Source organism: Roseofilum capinflatum BLCC-M114, assembly GCF_030068505.1.
Taxonomy (GTDB): domain Bacteria; phylum Cyanobacteriota; class Cyanobacteriia; order Cyanobacteriales; family Desertifilaceae; genus Roseofilum; species Roseofilum capinflatum.
In genome coordinates this window covers 33,553-55,327 of the sequence record NZ_JAQOSO010000120.1, presented here as the reverse complement: position 1 = coordinate 55,327, position 21,775 = coordinate 33,553, and the positions used below count along the sequence as shown (strand labels likewise).

Here is a 21,775-nt window from a genome sequence, read left to right as displayed (position 1 = left end):
CTTGCAGTAGCTCGAAAACCTTGTAAGCATCCTTACCCAATCTTACCCCTTCTCTAACAGAGCCAGTAACGAAGGGCCTAAATTTTAGTGTAATCTAACCCTTATTGCCAAAAAACAACCTGAGCGTTAAACCCCAAATAATCAGTATTTTCACCAAGGAGATAACCTTGACTGCAACCACACTAAACACCACAAAATCCCAAGAAATCTTTACCGCCGCCCAAAATCTCATGCCGGGTGGGGTAAGCTCTCCCGTGCGGGCCTTTAAATCTGTTGGCGGCCAACCCATCGTTTTTGACCGGGTAAACGGAGCCTATATCTGGGATGTCGATGGCAACCAATATATCGATTATGTTGGCACATGGGGCCCTGCCATTTGCGGCCATGCCCATCCCGATGTCATTAAAGCACTGCATGAAGCCCTCGACAAAGGAACCAGCTTTGGCGCTCCCTGTGCCCAAGAAAATGTCCTCGCGGAAATGGTGATTAACGCCGTTCCCAGCATTGAAATGGTTCGGTTTGTTAACTCTGGAACCGAGGCCTGTATGTCCGTCCTGCGCCTGATGCGAGCCTTCACCGGACGGGAAAAAATTATTAAATTTGAAGGCTGCTACCACGGCCACGCTGATATGTTCCTGGTGAAAGCCGGTTCTGGGGTCGCCACCCTAGGCCTACCCGACTCTCCTGGAGTGCCTAAATCTACCACTACCAATACCCTCACCGCCCCCTACAATGACCTAGAAGCGGTGAAAGCTCTCTTTGATGACAATCCTGACCAAATTGCCGGAGTCATCCTAGAGCCGGTTGTGGGCAACTCTGGATTCATTACCCCCGATGCCGGATTTTTAGAAGGGTTACGCTTGCTTACCCAAGATCATGGCGCTTTATTGGTTTTTGATGAAGTGATGACCGGATTTCGGATTTCTTACGGTGGAGCGCAGGCCAAATTTGGCGTAACTCCGGATTTGACCACCTTGGGTAAGGTGATTGGGGGCGGATTACCCGTGGGAGCCTATGGCGGTCGTAAGGATATTATGTCTTTGGTGGCTCCGGCTGGCCCCATGTATCAAGCGGGAACTTTATCAGGAAATCCTTTGGCGATGACGGCTGGGATTAAAACTCTGGAAATCTTGAATAAAGATGGCCAGTATGAGCGTTTGGAGAAGATGACTAAAAAACTGATTGATGGCTTGCTGGCTGTTGCTAAAGAAACGGGCCATGAGGCTTGTGGCGGCTCCATTAGTGCCATGTTTGGCTTGTTCTTTACGGCTGGCCCGGTGCATAATTTCACGGATGCGAAACAGTCGGATACGGCTAAGTTTGGCCGCTTCCATCGGGGCATGTTGGAGCAGGGGATTTATCTGGCTCCTTCTCAGTTTGAGGCTGGGTTTACGTCTTTGGCTCATACGGAAGCAGATATTGACAAGACTCTGGAAGCGGCTCGGAAAGTGATGAGTTCTCTTTAGGGGTTGCCCCAAGATTTTGTCAGTTAATTAGGTTGTAAGGTGGGCAATGCCCACCCTACTGGCTTGGCAAGCTTAAAACTGTAGGTTGGGTTGAACGAAGTGAAACCCAACTTTCGTCAGACGGGTGTTGGGTTTCGTTCCTCAACCCAACCTACACTCTTACCCCCAATTTTAAGCTTGCCGGTCCACTACTCCCGTGACCGCGCTAAAAATGAGGCAATAGAGGAGTGCGAGCATCTTGCTCGCTAGGGCAACAGCGAGCAAGATGTTGGTCTTTTCCGCTTCGCGGACATGAACGGACACCCTACGCTAACGCATTCCTAAAGCACCCAATTAGCACGGTCACGACACTACTAGCTTGTATAGAGTTCATTAGAATTCCAGTGTCCTTACGCTTTTTTTCTGTCCTCGGTAATACCCCTCGACTGCTGCGCTTAGTGTGGTCTGCGAGTCCTCGGTGGCTGTTATTGTCTTTGCTGACTACCCTGAGTGCTTCTGTATTACCGGCTGTGCAACTTTATATTGGTAAGCTAATTATCGATCGCATCATCGATACGATTGGACAGCCGAGTTCCGAGTGGTCTCCCATCTTTATACTGGTCTTCACAGTCTTTGGCCTCCATCTGTTGAGTGATAGTCTGAAGTCATTATCGAGTTATACCGATCAAATTTTAGGCGATCGCTTTAATCTCTATGCCAGTCAGCTCCTGCTCAAACAAGCGGTTTATCTCGATTTAGCCCATTACGAACTCCCCGAATTTTACGATCTCTTAAGCCGGGCCCAACAAAGCGGTAGCACCTATCCAGTTCGCGCCCTGACCTACTTCACCAGCTTTCTGGGCCAAACCCTGAAACTCTTGACTCTCTTGGGCCTTATTATCAGTTTTAGTCCCCTGGCTACGATCATCTTAATGCTAAGTTCCTTTCCCGCATTTATGATTAGTGTGCAATTTTCCGGGAAGCGGTTTAAGATTCTCCGCAAACAAACCCAAAGTGGGCGCTTTGCTGATTATTTACAGCGCATTTTAACCCATCAAGATTTTGTTAAAGAAATTCGTTTGTTTAACTTAAGCAATCACTTGTTAGAGAAATGGCGACAGATTCGCTGGGAATTTAATATGGAGGCGGAAGAAATGTCCCGTCAACAAGTTTTTGCTCTGATTAGCTCTAATCTGATCTCGAAACTGGGATTTTATTTTACCTATGTTTGGATTATTGCGGCTACCCTGAGTGCTGAAATTACAATTGGGTCTTTAACGATGTATTCGGGGGCATTTCGTCAATCTCAATCCTCGATTCAAGGACTGTTAGAAGAAATAGCTAAATTATATGAAGTCAATCTTTATGTGAGTCAGTTTTTTGATTTCTTAGCCCTGAAACCTTATGTCAAAAATCCCCCAAATCCCCAGGCTTTTCCCTGTCCTCTGCACCAAGGATTAGAGTTTAAGAATGTCAGCTTCACCTACTTAGGAGCCAGCAAACCGACGTTAAAGAATATTAATTTGTCGATTGCGCCAGAGGAAAGTATTGCGTTGGTGGGAAGAAATGGAGCAGGGAAAACGACTTTACTCAAGTTATTGACTCGGTTTTATGATGTCACGTCTGGAGAAATTCTGATTGATAATATTCCCATTAATCAATTGGATCTCAAGGATCTTCGGCAGAATATTGGGGTAATTTTCCAAGATTTTGCCCGTTATCATTTGAGTATCAGTGATAATATTGGTTTTGGCAATATTGACGAATATGATAATCAGGAACGGATTCGCAAGGCGGGGGTGGATGCGGGGGCTGATAGTGTGATTGAAGCATTAGAAGATGGCTATGAAACCCTGTTAGGAAAAATCTTTCCAGGGGGGCGGGAATTGTCGGGGGGGCAATGGCAAAAAGTGGGGTTGGCGCGGGCGTTTATGACTCCTGCCCAGATTCTGATTTTGGATGAACCGACGGCTGCTTTAGATGCGATCGCCGAATATGACCTTTTTCAGCGTTTCCGCAAACTGGCCGCCGGTAAAATTACATTCCTAGTCAGTCACCGATTTTCTACGGTACGCATGGCCGATCGCATCATTGTTCTGGAAAATGGCTCGATCCAAGAAATGGGAAGCCATGAGCAACTGATGGACTTGAATGGGATTTACGCCCAGATGTTTCGCCTACAATCGTCAAGTTATGAGGATTTGAGCTGAATTCTCTCTGATGTTCTGCGAAGTCAGGTTAAGATAGACAGATGCAATTACGAGCAACTATGGAAGGCAAAGGTTAACCCGATGAGGAAATCCCCATTTCAGGGGTCAGGAAGTTGGTTGTTTTTCCTCACCCTGATTGCTGTATTAATGGCCTGGAACTGGCGACTGGTGTTGGCAACCGGTTTAGGGATTACGATGATGGTGGTTCTGTATCGGATGCAATCCTGGGACTGGCAACGGCAATGGGCCCACCTGCGACGCTGGATGACTGGGCCCAATCGTCACTTGGCGTTTGCGGTCACGGGGGGAAGTGGTGTAACGTTAGCTACCTATATGGCGATTTCGGTCTGGATAGAAGCGGAAAATGGTTGGGTTGCTGCCAGCCAGATTTTGGAAGGGTTGGGTATTTTGGCGATTTTAGGGCTTTTAGTGGGGCGATCGCTGCTTTCCCAGTCTCAAAAGCAGGAATTGGAACTCGACCGGGTATTGATGGACTTGACTCACCCGGAACCCCTGCTACGGTTGTTGGCGGTGCGTCGGGTGAATCGGTTGCTCTATACTCGCTATGGACAACAGGAGTCGGGGATGATTTTCGATGCGCTCAGGTTAATGCTCAGTCGGGAACAAGAACCGGTGGTGCGCGATGCTCTGTTGGAGAGTCTGAAGGGGATGCAAGCTCCTTTATCGATGGATTCTGTTCCTCGTCGTCCCCTATCTATTCCCCTGAATCTTGAGCCTCAATCCCCCACCCCCACTGCACAACCACCCTTAAAATATCCCCAATCTCCCCAACTGCGTCGTCGTCGGTCTTTGTAAGTTGAGTGTATGAACTGGTTAGAGATTGATGACAATTGGGTTTTAGTGCCCCCAAAACCGATCGCCGTGGTTCATTTTTTGGGCGGTGCGTTTATTGGTGCTGCTCCCCATGTGACCTATCGCTGGCTGTTGGAGGCGATCGCCAATCAAGGCTATATTATCGTCACTACCCCCTTTATCAATACCTTCGATCATTATCAGATTGCGCGATCGGTTTTGGAGCAATTGAATCATACTCTAAGTGAACTAGAACGATTAGGAAAACTGCGGCGGCGCTATTTACCCCTTTATGGTTTAGGCCATAGCATGGGCTGTAAACTACACCTGATAATCGGCACTTTACCCAAAATTAATCGCGCCGGAAATATCCTGATTGCTTATAATAATTACCCTGTTAATCAATCGATTCCTCTGGGTCAAGAACTCAATCTTTCCCGCATGTTTCAATTGGAATTTACCCCCTCTCCAGAAGAAATGGAAAATTTGATCCAAACAGATTATCAAATTCGCCGCAATCTATTAATTCGCTTTCAGAAAGACGATATCGATCAAAGTTCGCGGTTAATTGAAATTTTGCAAGCCAAGTTTGCCAATATGGTCACTTTGCAAAGGCTGCCGGGTAATCATTTAACGCCCCTTGGACAGGATATCAATTGGCAAGCAGGACGAGAATTTAGTCCCCTAGATGCCATGGGTCAATGGGTGAAACAGGAGTTTATTTATAAGGATATTACCCGGTTAAAAGCCGAGATTTTGCGATGGTTAAACCCAGTTTTCTAAGAAACCCGGTTTCTCGCTCAGAATCGGAAACACCCTAATTAAAAATTTAGGGAAAAATTTAGGGAAAAATTTAGGAAAAAAATCTAGGGAGCGAGACGCTCCCACTCCTTGATATTAAAGCTTTCAGGAGTGCGAGCATCTTGCTCGCTGCTTATACTGCAACCACTCCTTGATATTAAAGCTTTCAGGAGTGCGAGCATCTTGCTCGCTGCTTATACTGCAACGCCCATCTTCTGCTCATCTCCCAGACAATATTGCTATTCCTTAGCTTAACATCGTCTGATTCTGGTATGAGCATGAAGGAGGTTAACCACAAAGATAGAGAGAACACAAAGATCGTTTGCATCTAAAATTGTTAATTGTTAATTGTTAATTGTTAATGGATTATGGGGTTGATTATTGCGGGCGATCGCTCCGGAGTGGGGAAAACGACGATTACTTTGGCGCTCTTGGCGAGTTTGCGAGAGCAAGGGGTATCGGTGCAATCCTTTAAGGTGGGGCCGGATTATATCGACCCTATGTTTCATACTTATATTACGGGTCGCCCCTGCCGCAATTTAGACCCGGTTTTAACGTCTCCTGTATGGGTGCAAAGCAGTTATTTTTATCATCGGCAAAGGGCTGATTGTGCGGTGGTGGAAGGGGTGATGGGGTTGTTTGATGGTTTGCCTTATAATAGCTACCCGAATGATCCCTTTTTCGGCTCTACGGCTCATGTGGCAAAACTGCTCAATTTGCCGGTGATGCTGGTGTTAGATTGTGGAAGGATGTCGAATTCGGTGGCGGCGATCGCCCATGGCTTCAAAACCTTTGACCCCAGTCTTAACTTAGCCGGAATTGTGCTAAATCGGGTGGGTAGTAGTCGCCATCAACAATACCTGGAAGCGGCGCTAGAACCCCTGAATCTGCCCATTTTAGGCGTATTTCCCCGTCAAACTCAAATTACCATCCCAGACCGCCATCTAGGGCTAATTCCCACGGCTGAATTACCCGATTTGAACCGGATTTTAGACCGATTAGCCCACTTAGGCAAACATCATTTTAATTGGCAAAAATTGCAGCAATTTCTCAAAGTCCCCCTTTCTAAGGGGGATTTAGGGGGATCGAACGCGCCTGATAAAAATACAGCACAAAGTCAAGCCTCAAATCCATCTACCCCAACCCTATTCCCTATTCCCTATTCCCTATTCCCTAGCGCGGAGCGCGATAAGCCTAAAGTCCGATTGGCGATCGCCCAAGATCCAGCTTTTAGCTTCTACTATGCCGATAACTTAGACCTCTTGCAAAACCTAGGCGCAGAACTCGTTCCCTGGAGTCCTCTGGGCGATCGTACCCTTCCCCCGAATATCGATGGACTCTACTTCGGGGGAGGATTTCCGGAGGTATTCGCCGAACAATTAGCAGAAAATCAACCCGCTCGCACTGCCATCTATCAAGCCATCTTAAGGGGAATGCCCACCTATGCCGAATGTGGGGGTTTAATGGTTCTGTGCCAAAGTATTACCTCCTTTGAAGGCAAAACCTGGGAGATGATAGGAATTCTTCCTGCTGATGTCACCATGGAGAAAAAGCTGACTCTCGGCTATCGACAAGCCACCGTCGTGAATGATAGTCCCTTGGTAGAAGCGGGTACAACCCTTCAAGGGCATGAGTTTCACCGCTCCCAACTGACTCCCCCTTTCCCCAGGGGAGAAGAAAACACGCTTCCCTTATTTCAATTAAAAGGATACGATCGCCATAAGCTCCCCGTAAGCGAAGGATGGCAAATTTATAATCTTCATGCATCCTATTTGCATTTACACTGGGGCGATCGACTGGATATTCCTCGGCGTTTTGTGCAAAAAATGTTGGCAATTAGGGAAGGGAGTAGGGGAAGATGACAAAAACCTATGATTGGATCGTAATTGGAGCAGGCATTACCGGAAGCGCTCTAGCTTATGAACTCAGTAAGCTAGGATTAGACATACTTCTTTTGGATCAAAATGCTGATGGCGATCGCGCAACTCGCTATAGTTATGGCGGAGTGTTCTGGTATGGCACTTCGGGAGATATCGGGCAATTGTTCCACGAAGGAAAAGGCAGACACGAGCAATTATCCGATGAGTTAGGCATGGATACGGAGTTTCGATCCGTAGATCTGCTCCTTACCATTGATCCAGGGCAGGATGTGGAACGAACGATCGCCGCTTATGAGCAGATGAGCGATCCCTTTCAGATTTTAACGCCCCAAGAAGCCTGTGAAATCGAACCTCTGCTGAATCCAGAGGCGATCGTTCATGCTTTAACCTTAGAGCAGAGCCAAGTTAACCCCATTCTCCTCAATCAAGCCTATCAACAGGCCCTGATTCGTCAAGGGGGAGTCATGGAAATGGGTGAAGTCCAGGAATTAGAAAACCATCGCGATCGTTCCTATTCTGTCACCACATCTGAAGATACCTATCGAGGGAAAAACGCAGTCGTTTGTGCTGGGGGATGGACTCGCCAACTGCTCAAACAAGCGGGAATTGATATCCCTATTTATTTTACCCATGCAGAACTGGTGGAAATTCTCAACCCTCATCAACGGTTATCCACATTTGTTATGCCTTCCCAAACCCAACTTTATCAGCTTGAAACCTATGCTAGTAGTCCAGAATTAGAACCCCTTTGGGATGAACCCGGACATGAGTTAGCCCCCGCCATTGTCGATACCAGTGCAGTACAGTTTCAAGACGGTAGACTCTTATTGGGACAATTGAGCCGCACCGTAACCGATCCCCAGGCTCAGATTAATCCTCAAAAAAGCGAGCAAGAAATTCGCCAAAAAGTTGGCCAAATCTTACCCGCTTTAGCCCAAGAAGCGGGAACTTGGCACTCTTGTTTGGTGGCGTTTGTGCATCAGAATTTTGCCCTGATGGGGGCTGTACCTAACCAAGAGGGGTTATATGTTTTTTCTGGGTTTACTGCTCCCATTACCTTAGTTCCGGCGATCGCCCCTCGGTTTGCCAAGCAGTTAACCGGTACTCCCGATCCCCTATTATCTCCATTTACCCTAACAAGTCATGAGTAATGAGTAATACCCCTCTTCTGTTAAACTGGGAAATTCTGACGAATTTCCGCCATTACAGCCCGCGATCGCGAAGCGTTTCATGTCGGCGACAGCCGAAAACGGAGTTTTATCGCGAAGCGTTTCATGTCGGCGACAGCCGAAAACGGAGTTTTATCGCGAACGAAAGAATCAGGGTTTGAAGCCCCTTTTTTAGAAAGTGACAGAAGAGGGCTATTCCCTATTCCCTATTCCCTATTCCCTATTCCCTAGGGGGCAAGGGGGGATCTTTTCCTACTGTCCACCGATACAGCGCAAAGCCCCGTATTCCCCAAGATTGGCTCTATCAACTATCTATGTTCAGTCTGTATGGGTAATACAACCGTGAAAGAAACAAATGCACTGCCACTGTTAACCTGAATTTTTCCGCCTAAACGCTCGCTTAATTTTTTCACTAAAGCCAGTCCCAAACCTGTTCCCCCTTGCTTCCAAGGATCGGCGCTGGGAATGCGATAAAACTTATCAAAAATTCGATCTAATTCAGATTGAGAAATATCTATTCCTGTATTTTTAACCTCTATCCATAGCTTCGGACGATTGCTCACCACCCGTTCGGGATCGGCGGGTAAAAATTCTGGGGGTTGCTCTAACCATGCCTTAAATTGAATCGATTCATCTGGAGGGGTATATTTACAAGCATTATTTAAAAGTTCGGCTATCACCCGCTCTAAGCTAAATGTCTCGGAGAGAAAATCGGGAATGTCATCAGCAATTTCAATTGAAAGGTGTTGTTGACGACTGTGGGCGCGATCGCGAAACGAGGGTAGAATCTTGTCCATAAACTCGACTAAATTAATCCGATCCAAATCGCTGGGGGCTTCCTGATTTTCCAATCGCTGGAGATCGAGCAAGTCATTAATCAGATTAATTTCCCGTTCGCATTCAGCCCCCAAAATTTGTAAATAATGGTTCACTTTTTTCTCTAAGGCTTCTTGTTGAGTGTTCCCACTTTCTGGGGGAGCAGCAGTCATATACCGTTCTAAGGAGATATTGAGCATCCGAATCGCCATTTTCATATTCGACACGGGAGTGCGGAGTTCATGGGAAACCGTGCTGAGAAAATCATCTTTGAGATTATTGAGTTTCTCTAACTCCTGCACTTGAGCTTGTGATGATTGAAACAGACGCGCTTGACGGATGGCGATCGCGCATTGATTGGCGACTTGCTGCACTAAGCGAAGTTCTAGCTCGCTAAACTCATAGTCAGCATGGTGAACTAACCACAAATCCCCTAAGACCCCTTGATTGTCAAAAATCGGACAGGCCAACATAGCCGATCGCCCCCGTTCTGGATTGGGCAATAGGGAGCAAAATTGAAAATACTGCCCTCTAAGCAACTGTTTATACAGTTCCGGGAATTTCGCCAATTTGGCCACCCGGCCGTGAATTGCAGGAATCGTGGCAGCATATTCCGAACAAATGGTTGAGGTTCCCTTTTCTAAATCATACAAAGAGGCATTACATCCCTTAATTCCCAAAACTACGGTTAATTCTCGAACCGCCGTTTGCCAAATTTGGGTCTCGTCTAAGCTATCTCGGACTTTATCCGTAATTCGCTTGAGCATGGCTTCAAACTCTAAGGCTTGCTCGAGTTGACTCGTGCGCTGCTGAACCATGGAGTCGAGCTTGGGCGAGCTATCGGCAGAATTTAGGGAAGAGAGATCGGAATTAGGAGGCTGAATGCTCATAGCAGTTGCTGATTGGAAGTGGTTGAGAATTGCGATCGCCCCTAGTCGAACATCTAAGGACTATCTTCTTAAGGGTATCTAACTTTAGACCGGTCATCCGTTTGATCGCGGTCAAAAGACGATAAAATCTAGAACTTACCATCCCACTCATGACAAAAGTTAATAACTTTGAGAGTAACTCTGTAAGGTTGGGTTGAGGCTCTTGATCGATCTCTGTTAAATGTCAATCCATCCATGAGATGACAAAACGCTGAAAAAGACTTATCATTGCTTAACATTAGATCCCTCAAAATTGCCCACAATCGACAAGAAACTTAAAACACTGTATGAAACGCGAACTGCAAACCAAAGTAGCCCAAGGATTAGTCTCCGGTGGCGTGGCTCTTTTTCTAATTGGTGGAGGCTGTGTGGCTTCAGGACTCTTAGCCCTGAACAATGTCCCTCCTGGATTAACCGGTACTGCTCTGCTGATGGAAGTGGCCGGATTAGGATTAACAGAAAAGAATCGAGAGGCTTAGATAGCTTAGAAATCCCTGAGACCGATACCAACAGAGGGGCATTACTCCCTACACCAACCCCTCTCGCAATGCTTTAACCGCCACTTGTACCCGGTCATCAACGGCTAATTTGTTCATAATGCCCCGTACATGGGTTTTAACGGTATTGGGACTGAGGTAAAGTTGCTCGGCAATTTGCGGATTGCTGTATCCTTCCACCATTAACTTGAGTACCTCCGACTCCCGCTCTGATAAATTGGCAATATTGCCTTGGGGAGTGGGGGGTTTGAGATGACTAATCACTTGGCGGGCAATTTGTGGGTCAAGATAGGTCGCGCCTTCCTGTGCAGCAGAAATGGCGGCCAAGAGTCGGTCTACATTGGCTCCTTTAATACAATAGGCATCTGCCCCGCTAGAGAGGGCGGCAATAATTTCATTTTCGGTGGTATGGGAGGTGAGCATTACCACCCTGGTCTGGGGGAGTTGGGCTTTAATTTGTTGGGTGGCGGCAATGCCATCTAAGCGAGGCAAACCAATATCCATGACCACGAGATCGGGTTGCAAGTTTTGGGCGGCTTGCACCCCTAGATAACCGTCTTCGGCTTGACCGATAATTTCCAAGTGGGGAACTTCGGTGAGGGTTTGTTCTAAGCCGAGTTGCATCATGGGGTCGTCTTCAACAATGAGAACCCTTAAGGGGGTCGGGTGTTCTGGGGCAGCAGACATAATGTAATGGCGCTCGATAATAATTGAGGAAAAAATTTACACGGGAGGTTGGGTGACGGATGTGGTGGCGATCGCCACTACACCATAAACGGATATCCCCTGATGACGCAAAGCTTGGGTCGCGGATTGAATCGTTGCCCCTGTGGTATAGATATCGTCCAACAATAGCACAGAGGAAGATGGATACCGGGAAATCTGAGCTGTGTTTACGGTAAAGGCATCTTTAAGATTAACACGACGTTGATGGGCACTTTTACCAAATTGAGCTTCGGTTTGACGTGACCGAATCAGACCGTTTGCAGATAAAGGAAAGCCTGTAACTTGGCAAAAACTGGCGGCTAGGCGCTCGGCTTGGTTAAATCCCCGTTGTTTGAGTTTGTCTTGATGTAGGGGAATGGGGATGACGAGGGGAGAAACCTGCTTAGAAACGTTTGTAGCGCTCCAGGCTTCCCCCAACCATTGCCCCAAGGGGCGGGCAATTTCCGGATGGTTGTCATATTTTAAGCTGGCGATCGCCCGTTTGAGCTGTCCTTGATATTTTCCCCAAACCCAAACGGGAATCGGAGAGGAGGGGCAAGTATAGAGACGGCGACGGGAGGGGCAAAATTGCAGTTGATGCAAGGATCGGCCGCAGGAGGAACACAATATATCCCCATCCGTGGGGCGATCGCACAGGGGACAATTGGAGCGCAAAAATAGATTGAGAAGACTATCGGTGATTTCAGACCAAAATCCCATAAAAGTTACCTGAACTCTGGTCTATTTTCTCTTAATTTTCCCCTTTTTCCTAGATCTATCGATTACAATGATCCCGATCGCGCGATCGCCTGTTCCAACAAGGTATTCAAATTGAGAGTTAATATGATGAAAGGGAAGCGCTGGATTTTAGTTCTATCTGCTTTGTATTTAAGTGCGGCGATCGCCGGTTGCGCCCTTCCTGGGAATAGCCAAGAGGCGATCGCCGAAATTAGTGTCGCTCAGGTGCAGCAACTGGTGGCTGAAGCACCGGGAACCTTCGCCGAGCAAGCCCTATTGATTGATGTTCGCACGCCTCAAGAATACGCCCAAGATCGCATTGGCGAGAGTCCTTTAATTCCCATGGCAGAGATTCGATCGGGAGAAGGCGTTGAGAAAATTCGTCAATTAGCGGGCGATCGCCTGGTCATCCTCTATTGCTTCTCCGGGTTTCGCTCCGGTACAGCCCAACAAATCCTCGAACAAGCCGGTATTGAAGCCGTGAGTTTAGAAGGAGGCATTCAAGCCTGGCGGAAAAATCAATTAAAAATTAAAAATTAAAAATTAAAAATGGGTCAAATTACAGCCACTCATCGTAGTGGATTGTTTCATCTAAAGAGGGATAATTGTTAATTGTCAAAAAAAATAGGGGGTGAATCTCACCCCCTCATCCGATCTACAAGTTTTACTGAAAGCACTCAACGCATCTATCTTGAAGTAGGAGCCATTCCTCAGAACTCAACTACCCCAGAGTCTTACTTACGACCTTTCTTCTTCATGCCCAACATGCCAGCAGCCAGCAGACCTAAAGCAGCAGCCGCACTGGGTTCAGGGATTTCATTGGGAGGTTCGTAGGTGTCTTCTTCGCCACTGTAAGCCCAGAAGCTACCGTGAGATAAACCTTGAGCCTTACCTTTGTTATTCACAGAAACACCATCAGTGGTGAATGTACCCTCAAGCTTACCAGAGTCGAGTTGGGCTTGAGTAATCGAGAAATCTTCAAACAAGTAAACACTGTATCCTGTAGAAGCTTTGAAGCTAACCGCGAATGTTGCCGTTAAATCGTTTCCAAAGAGTTGGTCTAGATTCTTGGTTAAAGACCATGTAGCATCAGTAGAACCGTTATCTGCGATAAATCCATAGGTTCCACCACCACCATCGGACTTACCATCGAGTGACCAGTCGCTGCTGAAGCCGTAGGAACCAAATACTGTTCCATTGTTGAGGTCACCCTCTAGAGTCCCTTTATTTCCAGTATCATTACCTGAAAATTGACCTTCACAAGCACTGTAGCTGATGCCAGCCAGGGTAATGGTCGAGGCACTACAGAGTAAAGGTTCTGCTGGTTCTGTGTTCTGGTTGGGTCTAGCTTGAGCATCAACAGCAGAGAAGCCCACGAGACTGGTAGCGAGAAGAGTAGAACTAATTAGGGTAGAGATAGCAAATTTCATTATATGTACTCCTAGAACTTAGAACGGGCATCGGAAAAGCGTTGTTTGCTTTCCTCTGCATTTCCTTATGTCTCTATCATAGGGAACTCGTAGAGGAACGTCTACAGAAAAAACCACACTTTACCAACTCTTCATCCTGGAGCATTTTTTTTGATTTTGAGGTGAAGTTTCCGTGGTTTACGGAGATTTGAAACGGCTGAACCTCCTGTCCTCTAAGGACTATGGGAAAAATATTCCTAAGTTTTACGGAATTATCGGCCGCATTTTCAGTTGAGGAGAAGATTGACGGGCGTAGACTCAGTAACCATTTCCGGATTTCTGCGGATAGCGGAAATAAAACATCCGTATTTATGCCTGTAGATTGGGGCAGTTGAGGGGACTGAGGGACAAACTTCTGTGAATCTACAGGTAATGGACACCTTAAAGATAGGGACGTTCAGGCTAGGGCAGGCTACATGGGCACTCTTGCTCATTCCGGATGATTAGACCCTAAGCAAGACAAGCTTTTGCCTATTGCCTAGGGCGAAGCGCTATAGATGAGTAGGTTGTTAAGAGTTATTAAGGATTGAAGGGGGTAAAAGTTACGATTTTATAACTTTTTCTGTATTTTGCGATACAGTTTTTAGATTTGATTTAGGGTAGTAGGATACGCAAGCGCCTCTAGGATGAGGTCAGGAGTTTAAACGATGTCGATCTTACATCAAGGTCAAAGGGCGATCGCCACTCAATCGGGTTTTACTCCCTTTTCGAGTTCCCTCCAGTCTGGTTCCTGGATTACCTTAGAAGAACTGCCCAGTCATTGGGCCGCCCATGAAGCCCTATTATTGTGTGAAGTTTCTCCCGGTAAGTGGATGAGCTGGGTTCCCAACTATGGAGAATATCTAATTCATTTGGCTTGAGATGACTCTCCAAACCCCAATAGACAGAAAAACCTGGGCAGTACAACTGACTCAGGTTTTTGCTTATGGGCTAAGAGATGGCTGGTTATGGGAAAATTTTTAGTCAATATATCCCATTAAGTCGGGCCCATCTATGGTGTTGTCAGCCACGGGGCGATTGCCCATTACTGTTATGCTTTGGCTGATTTTTAAGTCGGTGGTAGATACGGGACGATTCCCAGAGGTGGCAAAGGTTTCCTTAATTTTAATGCCGCTAGAGGCCACTGGACGAGCGCCTGAAGAAGATAGGGTACTGTTGACTTGCAGGTGGCTGGCTTCAATGGGACGATTCCCTGGAAGAGGCCCGGTTTTGAGGGTATTACTGATTTTCAGATCCGTTGTGCCTACCGGACGGTTACCCGGTAAGGGGGAAAAACGGGTGGGTTGCTCGCTAATTGCTGCTGTTGATTCTGGCTTGGAGCCAAGTTTCAGAGGTTGAGTCATGGGAGTTTCTTCCTTATCTTGAGATGTCACAGGTTTTGGGGTCTCAATGGCACTGGATGAGGCCGGATCGGGGGATTGGTCTGGGGTTGCACTGCTGCTGGTGGTTGTACCGTTATTTGTTTTGTCACTCATAACCCATTGCCTTTTTACCGCTCAGAGAGTTTGCTTATAGCATTTTCAAATGAGATGCGCTCCTTGACAAATGCCCTCTCCCTCAATCCCTCTCCCACGGGAGAGGGACTTATCTCCCCTTCTCCCGTGGGAGAAGGGGTCGGGGGATGAGGGCAAGATCTTGTCGCTTCACCAATCAACTGAAAACGCTATATATAGCTAGTCTCAATGAGTTGTGCAACTGGAAATGCCCTCTCCCTTTCATGTCCGCTTGGCGGAAAATCCCTCTCCCACGGGAGAGGGACTTCTGCTCCCCTTCTCCCTTCGACTTCGCTCCCTTCGACTTCGCTCAGGGCAAGCAGGGCAGCGCCTGCGGGAGAAGGGGTTGGGGGATGAGGGGCAGCCATTACATAACTCATTTAGGTTTGCTATATAGGGGCAAATAATAGACCTAACAAACTTTAAAAAAAGCTTAAACTGTCTCTAGTGTACGAAAAATTGTGCAAAAACACAAAAATCTGTAAATAAATGTAATTATAGATTAAGCGGGTTGTTTTGGTTTCTTAATCGGTATCGTTGATGGACGGATTTGAGCTAGATGCGCCTTTTGAGCCAACGGGAGATCAGCCAGAGGCGATCGCCCAATTAACCCAAACCCTAAAGGGCCAACATGCCTATCAAACTCTTTTGGGGGCCACGGGCACAGGAAAAACCTATACCATTGCCCAGGCGATCGCCCAGATCGGTAAATCGACATTGGTTTTGGCCCACAACAAAACCCTAGCGGCCCAACTTTGCCATGAATTGCGCCAGTTTTTCCCCCACAATCCTGTAGAGTATTTTATCAGTTATTACGACTATTATCAACCAGAAGCTTATCTTCCCCTCAGCGATACCTACATTGAAAAAAGCGCCGCCATCAACGAAGAAATCGACATGCTGCGCCATTCGGCAACTCGCTCTTTATTTGAGCATCGATATGTAATTGTTGTCGCTTCCATTAGCTGCATTTATGGGTTGGGAATGCCAGCCGAATATCTCAACGCAGCTATTTCTCTAGAAATTGGCCAAGAAATCGATCAACGGCAACTCCTGCGGGACTTAGCAACGATTCAATATACCCGCAATGATACCCAACTCAGTCGCGGAAACTTTCGCGTAAAAGGGGATATCCTAGAAATTGCTCCAGCCTATGAAGACCGAATTATTCGAGTTGAGTTTTTTGGCGATGAAATCGATCGCATCTATTATATCGATCCAACCACCGGAAATGCTTTAGAATCCTGCAATAATCTGAATATTTATCCCGCTCGTCACTTCGTCACCCCCAAGGAACAAGTGGAAATGGCTTGCGAACAAATTAGGCTCGAATTAAAAGAGCGCGTGGAAGCCCTAGAAAACGCCGGAAAATTAGTCGAAGCCCAACGCTTAGATCAGCGCACCCGTTACGATATGGAGTTATTACAGGAAGTCGGCTATTGTAATGGAGTGGAAAACTATTCCCGCTATTTAGCCAATCGCCAACCGGGAGAACCCCCCGAATGTTTAGTCGATTATTTCCCCGAAGATTGGCTCTTAGTCATAGATGAATCCCATGTGACGGTTCCCCAAATTCGAGCCATGTATAACGGCGATCGCGCTCGCAAAACCGTGTTAATCGATCATGGCTTTCGTCTCCCCAGCGCTGCCGATAATCGCCCCTTAAAAGCCGAAGAGTTTTGGCAAAAAGTCAATCAATGCGTGTTTGTTTCGGCGACTCCCGGAGATTGGGAATTAGAAGTATCGGAAGACCGCATTATTGAGCAAGTAATTCGCCCCACGGGAGTGATCGACCCAGAAGTTTTGGTTCGTCCCACTGAAGGACAAATTGACGATCTACTCGCTGAAATCAAACAGCGTGTCAAGCGCAAAGAACGGGTGTTAGTCACCACCTTAACCAAACGGATGGCGGAAGATTTAACGACTTATTTAGAGGAGCGAGAGATCCAAGTCCGCTATCTGCATTCGGAGATTCAATCCATTGAGCGGATTGAGATTTTACAGGACTTGCGCGAGGGGAAATTTGATGTTTTGATTGGGGTCAATTTATTACGAGAAGGCTTAGATTTACCCGAAGTCTCCCTAGTGGCGATTTTAGATGCGGATAAAGAAGGCTTTTTACGCGCCTATCGTTCCTTGATTCAAACCATTGGTCGGGCAGCGCGTCACGTAAATGGACAAGCGATTTTATACGCCGATCGCCTGACGGACAGCATGGAAAAGGCGATCGCCGAAACCGAACGTCGGCGCGGCATTCAAATGGCCTACAACCGGCTCCATGGCATTACCCCCAAACCGATCAAAAAATCCGCCGACAACAGTATCCTGGCGTTCCTAGATATCTCTCGTCGCCTGAATGCCCAGGGGGTAGACCCCAGCCCAGAACCAGTCCCCTTAGAAGACCTTCCGGAACTCATTGAGCAACTCGAAACCGAGATGAAACGGGCTGCTCAGAATTTGGAGTTTGAAAAAGCGGCTCAATTGCGCGATCGCATAAAATCCTTACAACGGCAGGAGAATTAACAGTTTCATCATGAATATTCGAGTGGCGAATGAATCCGACTTACCCCAACTTGCAGAGCTATACTATCAAACCGTTCAGACTCACGGACTCAGTTACTATACCATAGAGCAAACACAAATCTGGGCTTCCTTTGCCTTAAATAAGCGCCATTTCCGTAAGTTTATCCTCGATGTCACCACATTTGTCGCAGTCAATGAGGCAGAGATTTTAGGGTTTGCTGGCATTGGATTGGATGGTCATATTGCCTCACTCTATGTGCGCCATGATTGTCTGCATCAAGGCATTGGTACTGCTTTAATGAATGCCATATTAGAGTATGGGAAAAATCAGAACATTAAACGACTATATGCTGAAGCGAGTCGGTTTAGTCTGGGTCTATTTAAGAAGTTTGGCTTTCAGGTTTATGATACAGAAGTGGTTGAGCGCAAAGGGGTAAAATTTGAGCGCGATTTGGTCGATTTTGAGTATTAATTAGAAAAAAATATAGCGCTTCGCGCGGTAATGGGTAATAGGTAATAGGTCATGGGTAATATCAAGTCCGGTTATTCATGTCCGCGAAGCGGAAACACCCTAATTAAAAGTCTAGGGAGCGAGACGCTCCCACTCCAGTAAGATCAAGGGATTCCAGGAGTGCGGGCATCTTGCCCGCTTGTCTTTTCCCATTCACCGGACTTGATATAGCGCTTCGCGCTAGGGAATAGGGAATAGGGAATAGGGAATAGGGTTGTGGTACATGGCTTTGAGCCTTTAAGACTGTACACCATAACAGCGCGAAGCGCTGTATCCCTCTTCTGTCACTCTTGGAAATTCTAACGAATTTCCGTTGTTACAGCCCGCGATCGCTAACGAAAGAATAAGGGTTTGAAGCCCCTTTTTTAGAAAGTGACAGAAGAGGGGTATATAGCTAGTCTCAATGAGTTGTGCAACTGGAAATGCCCTCTCCCTATATCCCTCTCCCACGGGAGAGGGACTTCTGCTCCCCTTCTCGGGGCTGGGGGATGAGGGGCAGCCATTACATAACTCATTTAGGTTTGCTATATAGCGTTTCTCTCTTCTATGAAGTACAGCTTGAAGCCTTAGACCCTAAGCACTACAAGCTATTGCCTATTGCCTATTGCCTAGCTGTAATTAATGATGATGGTGATGATGGCCATGATCGTGATCGTGATGATGATGGTGGTGGTGATGATGCTCAACACCCAGTTGGGTATTCACGGCTAAGGCTTCTTCTGAGAGTAAATCTTCGATGTGAGAATCTGCCCAATGGGCCGCCATATGCAGGAATTCTGGATGATCGTTGGCGCACTCCATTTGAATATAGTTGATATCGGAGTATTGACGCTGCAAGGCTTCAATAATATGCTCGACATCGAGTAGGGTTTCGTGGTTTTCGGTGACGAAACCAATGGGCATAAAGATCACGGCCTTTGCACCTAACTGAATCAGGTTTTCTGCTGCTAGTTGTGCATTGGGCTGAGTCCATTCAATCAGAGGGGTATCGTGGTTGAGCCAACCCACGGAAATTAGGGGATATTTGTAAATGAGTTTTTCCCGCACTAATTCATAGAGGGTTTGGCTCTCGGTAATGCCAGAGGTGAAGCCTTTGGCTTTGTGAGGACAACCATGATTCATTAAAACGATGCCAATTTGGGAGGGTAAAATGCGATCGCGTAATTTCTGGGCGATTTTTTCCTCAACCAATTGCGCCATCAGGTTGATATAGTCGGGTTCGTTGTAAAAGGAGGGAATATAGCGCTCTCCTGTGACCCAATGTTGGCTCCCCTCATCTTTCGCGAGAGCTTGGTTGACTTGCTCGACGGCGATGCCACTGGTGAAAATAGAGTCAACGACCAACAGGGGATAAATAAGCAGTTTATCAAACCCTTCTGCTTGAATTTGCTCTAGGACTTGAGCGGGAAGAAAGGGAGCGCAAAAGTTAAAGGCTTTAAACACTTTAATGCGATCGCCCCATTTTTCCTGGAGGTGTTGCTCAATTCCGGCTCGTTGACGCTCGAAGATGGCATTGTGGGGGGAAATGAAGTTGCCATGCTGATGACTCCATTCATGGAGATCGAACATCGCTAAGAGTTTGGCTAAGGGGGGATAGATCCAAGTGGGAACCGGCGCAAACTTAGCGGTGAGAAGATTTAGGGCTTGTTCGTTATAGTTGGCAAAGTCGTCATAACTTTCTACTTCACCATAGCCCATTAGCAGAACCGCGACGCGAGGCGCTTGGCGATCGCCAACAGATTGTTGTTCTGAGTATTTTTCTGGAGTTGCAACCACGGTAGTTTCCTCAGTGGGTTTCAAATCGGATTCTCCTAGGGTAACATCCCCCTAGGGGGGATTGAAGCAGAAACAGGAGACAGTAGAGTGTTGAGCCTTCTCGTGCAAACTGCAATGGTCAGATTTTAGCGCAAAGCTAAATCTTTTATAAAGATGAGTAGCCGATCGGAGAATTACGGACAACCTGGAGGAACACGAATAAATCTTGAACATAAAATAATGATAAAAATATAGTAATTTCCTGGAGGAATATTGGGAAAATTTTGGATATTCTAATGATAGGAGCTACACATCTAGCAACAAAAGGGTGATCTATGCTGATGTAATTTTACACGGAGTGAGGTGGAAGCCATGCAATCGAAGAAACTCTCAATGATCATTGAAGCACTGATCGTTACCCTGGCGATCGCTATCTGTCAAAGCTCCTTCTCTGAAGTGAACACCACTAAATTATCACTTCATCAAAATCCCCTAGTTGTCACTCAGCTTTTCTAACCCTGCCTTGACAGCTCGCAACCCCCTCACCAACCACATAACTATAGGACTTTAGGCGATCGCTGAGATGCATGTAATGGTCATCAGTACCCAGTAAATCTGATGAGTAGAAATCTTGTATTTTGGGACTATAATCTGTATACTTAAATACTGTGAGTACAGGTCTATCGAGTTCCTATGCTGATTTTCTTTATTCATGGTGTCGCCACGCGGAATATTCAATACGCTGATGCACTCAAAAAGTCCCTCAAACAACTCAGCCAAAAATTAAACCAACCTGCCCCCATCTTTTATGCCAGCTTTTGGGGAAATGCCCTCAGCGATATGCAAAAAGTTTGGAATTATATCGATCAAGATTTACAAACTCTGAAACGCGAAAATCCTCAAATTGAGATTAAGGACTCTCTGCGCTATCGCAGTTTTAGAGAAGACCTTCTCTCCCAATTTGCCGGAGATTTATTTACCTATCTGAATCCCAAACGTGGGTTACAAATTCGCAAAACCCTAGCCCAGCAACTCATTGATTTTCTCAAAGAGAATCCCACAGAAGATGATCTGCACATCATTTGCCATTCCCTAGGCACAGTCATCTTATGGGATATTTTATTTTCTGACCGGTTTGCCAACAATGATCCAGCCCATACCATCCGCAGAATCATCCGTCATCTATCAGAAAATCCCACTCGAAGAATGGTCAACCTGAAAACCATTACGACCATGGGATCGCCGATTCTCTTCTTAAATACTATGTTAGCCGTCAACCCTCAATCGGTGAAAGACTTTTCCAAAAAACAGGGGAATTCAGGTCTAAAATGGCTCAATCTCATCGCTTCTTCTGATTTAATTGCCTATCCTTTAAAATCGAGTTTCGAGTTAACGCCAACAGATAACTTAAAAGTCCAAGATATTTACGTTGAGACCGATATTAATATGGTTGCCATGGCTGCACGCTCTTTAGGTCAAGATATGGCATCCATGGCTTTAGATGCCCGTAAATCTCATAAAGGATATTTTCAGTCTCCTAGGGTTGCCGAACTTATTTTTGCCCATATTCAAGAGAAGACTATACAGAGTGTTTTAGATCAAACCTATCTGCATTGGGTGATTGATGAATTAAAGACCGTTAAAGGAATGACTGAGAATAAACTGAAACTACACATTAACGATGAACCTAAACTTCAGCTCACCTTATCCGATGGGAGTGGTGTTTTATTCCATGTGGTAAATGTGGCCAAAGTTCACCATATTTATCTCTTTGACCGTCAAAATATATGCCGGTTTGCCGGGTATGTGGGATGGCTCGACACCAAGTATTTAGAGGAGTGTATTGAGTCAATTCAAACCCAATGGTGTGATGCCCTTTAGTTGAGTCGTGTGGTGACCGCACGAACAATGAGGCAATAGAGGAGTGCGAGCATCTTGCTCGCTGTTATGTTCCCTAGCGAGCGAGACGCTCGCACTCCAGAAAACCTATTGTCCTATTTTAGCTGAAACAGTCCAGTAGG

18 protein-coding genes are annotated in these 21,775 nt (G+C 46.4%); 12 read left to right on the top strand and 6 right to left on the bottom strand.

Going from position 1 to position 21,775, the window contains the following annotated elements; translation table 11 throughout:
- Nucleotides 1–167 precede the first annotated feature (167 nt).
- From hemL to PMG25_RS24070, 6 genes are all read left to right on the top strand, one after another.
- On the top strand, nt 168–1,466 hold the full coding sequence (hemL, locus tag PMG25_RS24095; protein WP_283769434.1) for a glutamate-1-semialdehyde 2,1-aminomutase: 1,299 nt from the start codon (nt 168–170) through the stop codon (nt 1,464–1,466).
- Between the two features lie 383 nt (nt 1,467–1,849).
- On the top strand, nt 1,850–3,655 hold the full coding sequence (locus tag PMG25_RS24090; protein ID WP_283769433.1) for an ABC transporter ATP-binding protein: 1,806 nt from the start codon (nt 1,850–1,852) through the stop codon (nt 3,653–3,655).
- An 81-nt stretch (nt 3,656–3,736) separates the two neighbouring features.
- Nucleotides 3,737–4,471 carry a hypothetical protein gene (locus tag PMG25_RS24085; RefSeq protein ID WP_283769432.1) on the top strand — a complete coding sequence of 245 codons (735 nt, stop codon included), beginning with the start codon at nt 3,737–3,739 and terminating at the stop codon, nt 4,469–4,471.
- A 9-nt stretch (nt 4,472–4,480) separates the two neighbouring features.
- Nucleotides 4,481–5,251 (top strand): DUF1350 family protein, encoded by a 771-nt coding sequence (locus tag PMG25_RS24080; protein WP_283769431.1) that lies wholly within the window; start codon nt 4,481–4,483, stop codon nt 5,249–5,251.
- A 386-nt stretch (nt 5,252–5,637) separates the two neighbouring features.
- The gene (locus PMG25_RS24075) at nt 5,638–7,131 is read left to right on the top strand and encodes a cobyrinic acid a,c-diamide synthase CobB (protein ID WP_283769430.1); all 1,494 of its coding nucleotides are present in this window, start codon (nt 5,638–5,640) and stop codon (nt 7,129–7,131) included.
- Nucleotides 7,128–8,300: an NAD(P)/FAD-dependent oxidoreductase gene (locus PMG25_RS24070; RefSeq protein WP_283769429.1), complete on the top strand. Its 1,173-nt coding sequence runs from the start codon at nt 7,128–7,130 to the stop codon at nt 8,298–8,300. The genes PMG25_RS24075 and PMG25_RS24070 overlap by 4 nt, the downstream gene beginning before the upstream one ends.
- A 326-nt stretch (nt 8,301–8,626) precedes the next feature.
- On the opposite strand, the gene PMG25_RS24065 is transcribed toward PMG25_RS24070, so the two are convergent.
- Nucleotides 8,627–10,024, bottom strand: a complete 1,398-nt coding sequence (locus PMG25_RS24065; RefSeq protein ID WP_283769428.1) for a GAF domain-containing sensor histidine kinase — start codon at nt 10,022–10,024, stop codon at nt 8,627–8,629.
- 326 nt (nt 10,025–10,350) lie between these two features.
- On the opposite strand from PMG25_RS24065, the gene PMG25_RS24060 reads away from it, so the two are divergent.
- Complete coding sequence (locus PMG25_RS24060) at nt 10,351–10,542, top strand: hypothetical protein (protein WP_283769427.1); 192 nt, start codon at nt 10,351–10,353, stop codon at nt 10,540–10,542.
- 48 nt (nt 10,543–10,590) lie between these two features.
- Here the strand turns inward: PMG25_RS24060 and PMG25_RS24055 are convergent, their stop codons facing one another.
- Nucleotides 10,591–11,247, bottom strand: coding sequence for a response regulator (locus tag PMG25_RS24055; RefSeq protein ID WP_283769426.1), 657 nt, complete (start codon nt 11,245–11,247; stop codon nt 10,591–10,593).
- A 36-nt stretch (nt 11,248–11,283) separates the two neighbouring features.
- The gene (locus PMG25_RS24050; RefSeq protein ID WP_283769425.1) at nt 11,284–11,985 is read right to left on the bottom strand and encodes a ComF family protein; all 702 of its coding nucleotides are present in this window, start codon (nt 11,983–11,985) and stop codon (nt 11,284–11,286) included.
- 123 nt (nt 11,986–12,108) lie between these two features.
- Between PMG25_RS24050 and PMG25_RS24045 the strand changes: the two genes are divergently transcribed.
- Entirely contained in the window at nt 12,109–12,543 is a 435-nt protein-coding gene (locus PMG25_RS24045; protein WP_283769424.1) for a rhodanese-like domain-containing protein, read from the top strand.
- A 194-nt stretch (nt 12,544–12,737) separates the two neighbouring features.
- Here the strand turns inward: PMG25_RS24045 and PMG25_RS24040 are convergent, their stop codons facing one another.
- Nucleotides 12,738–13,433, bottom strand: coding sequence for a PEP-CTERM sorting domain-containing protein (locus PMG25_RS24040; RefSeq protein WP_283769423.1), 696 nt, complete (start codon nt 13,431–13,433; stop codon nt 12,738–12,740).
- A 686-nt stretch (nt 13,434–14,119) separates the two neighbouring features.
- On the opposite strand from PMG25_RS24040, the gene PMG25_RS24035 reads away from it, so the two are divergent.
- Nucleotides 14,120–14,332: a hypothetical protein gene (locus tag PMG25_RS24035; protein WP_283769422.1), complete on the top strand. Its 213-nt coding sequence runs from the start codon at nt 14,120–14,122 to the stop codon at nt 14,330–14,332.
- Between the two features lie 99 nt (nt 14,333–14,431).
- Here the strand turns inward: PMG25_RS24035 and PMG25_RS24030 are convergent, their stop codons facing one another.
- Nucleotides 14,432–14,947, bottom strand: a complete 516-nt coding sequence (locus tag PMG25_RS24030) for a hypothetical protein (protein ID WP_283769421.1) — start codon at nt 14,945–14,947, stop codon at nt 14,432–14,434.
- 558 nt (nt 14,948–15,505) lie between these two features.
- Between PMG25_RS24030 and uvrB the strand changes: the two genes are divergently transcribed.
- Nucleotides 15,506–17,488, top strand: coding sequence for an excinuclease ABC subunit UvrB (uvrB, locus tag PMG25_RS24025; protein WP_283769420.1), 1,983 nt, complete (start codon nt 15,506–15,508; stop codon nt 17,486–17,488).
- Nucleotides 17,489–17,498: 10 nt separating this feature from the next.
- Nucleotides 17,499–17,960: a GNAT family N-acetyltransferase gene (locus PMG25_RS24020; protein WP_283769419.1), complete on the top strand. Its 462-nt coding sequence runs from the start codon at nt 17,499–17,501 to the stop codon at nt 17,958–17,960.
- A gap of 657 nt (nt 17,961–18,617) precedes the next feature.
- Here the strand turns inward: PMG25_RS24020 and PMG25_RS24015 are convergent.
- Nucleotides 18,618–19,775 carry a ferrochelatase gene (locus PMG25_RS24015; protein ID WP_347178938.1) on the bottom strand — a complete coding sequence of 386 codons (1,158 nt, stop codon included), beginning with the start codon at nt 19,773–19,775 and terminating at the stop codon, nt 18,618–18,620.
- 672 nt (nt 19,776–20,447) lie between these two features.
- On the opposite strand from PMG25_RS24015, the gene PMG25_RS24010 reads away from it, so the two are divergent.
- Nucleotides 20,448–21,635, top strand: coding sequence for a hypothetical protein (locus tag PMG25_RS24010; protein WP_283769414.1), 1,188 nt, complete (start codon nt 20,448–20,450; stop codon nt 21,633–21,635).
- Nucleotides 21,636–21,775 lie beyond the last annotated feature (140 nt).

What these genes read in the sequence shown, in the direction of transcription:
- PMG25_RS24085 (WP_283769432.1), top strand. Translation starts at nt 3,737, where the DNA reads ATGAGGAAATCCCCATTTCAGGGGTCAGGAAGTTGGTTGTTTTTCCTC.
- PMG25_RS24080 (WP_283769431.1), top strand. Translation starts at nt 4,481, where the DNA reads ATGAACTGGTTAGAGATTGATGACAATTGGGTTTTAGTGCCCCCAAAA.
- PMG25_RS24075 (WP_283769430.1), top strand. Translation starts at nt 5,638, where the DNA reads ATGGGGTTGATTATTGCGGGCGATCGCTCCGGAGTGGGGAAAACGACG.
- PMG25_RS24070 (WP_283769429.1), top strand. Translation starts at nt 7,128, where the DNA reads ATGACAAAAACCTATGATTGGATCGTAATTGGAGCAGGCATTACCGGA.
- PMG25_RS24065 (WP_283769428.1), bottom strand. Translation starts at nt 10,024, where the DNA reads ATGAGCATTCAGCCTCCTAATTCCGATCTCTCTTCCCTAAATTCTGCC.
- PMG25_RS24060 (WP_283769427.1), top strand. Translation starts at nt 10,351, where the DNA reads ATGAAACGCGAACTGCAAACCAAAGTAGCCCAAGGATTAGTCTCCGGT.
- PMG25_RS24055 (WP_283769426.1), bottom strand. Translation starts at nt 11,247, where the DNA reads ATGTCTGCTGCCCCAGAACACCCGACCCCCTTAAGGGTTCTCATTGTT.
- PMG25_RS24050 (WP_283769425.1), bottom strand. Translation starts at nt 11,985, where the DNA reads ATGGGATTTTGGTCTGAAATCACCGATAGTCTTCTCAATCTATTTTTG.
- PMG25_RS24045 (WP_283769424.1), top strand. Translation starts at nt 12,109, where the DNA reads ATGATGAAAGGGAAGCGCTGGATTTTAGTTCTATCTGCTTTGTATTTA.
- PMG25_RS24040 (WP_283769423.1), bottom strand. Translation starts at nt 13,433, where the DNA reads ATGAAATTTGCTATCTCTACCCTAATTAGTTCTACTCTTCTCGCTACC.
- PMG25_RS24035 (WP_283769422.1), top strand. Translation starts at nt 14,120, where the DNA reads ATGTCGATCTTACATCAAGGTCAAAGGGCGATCGCCACTCAATCGGGT.
- PMG25_RS24030 (WP_283769421.1), bottom strand. Translation starts at nt 14,947, where the DNA reads ATGAGTGACAAAACAAATAACGGTACAACCACCAGCAGCAGTGCAACC.
- uvrB (WP_283769420.1), top strand. Translation starts at nt 15,506, where the DNA reads ATGGACGGATTTGAGCTAGATGCGCCTTTTGAGCCAACGGGAGATCAG.
- PMG25_RS24020 (WP_283769419.1), top strand. Translation starts at nt 17,499, where the DNA reads ATGAATATTCGAGTGGCGAATGAATCCGACTTACCCCAACTTGCAGAG.
- PMG25_RS24010 (WP_283769414.1), top strand. Translation starts at nt 20,448, where the DNA reads ATGCTGATTTTCTTTATTCATGGTGTCGCCACGCGGAATATTCAATAC.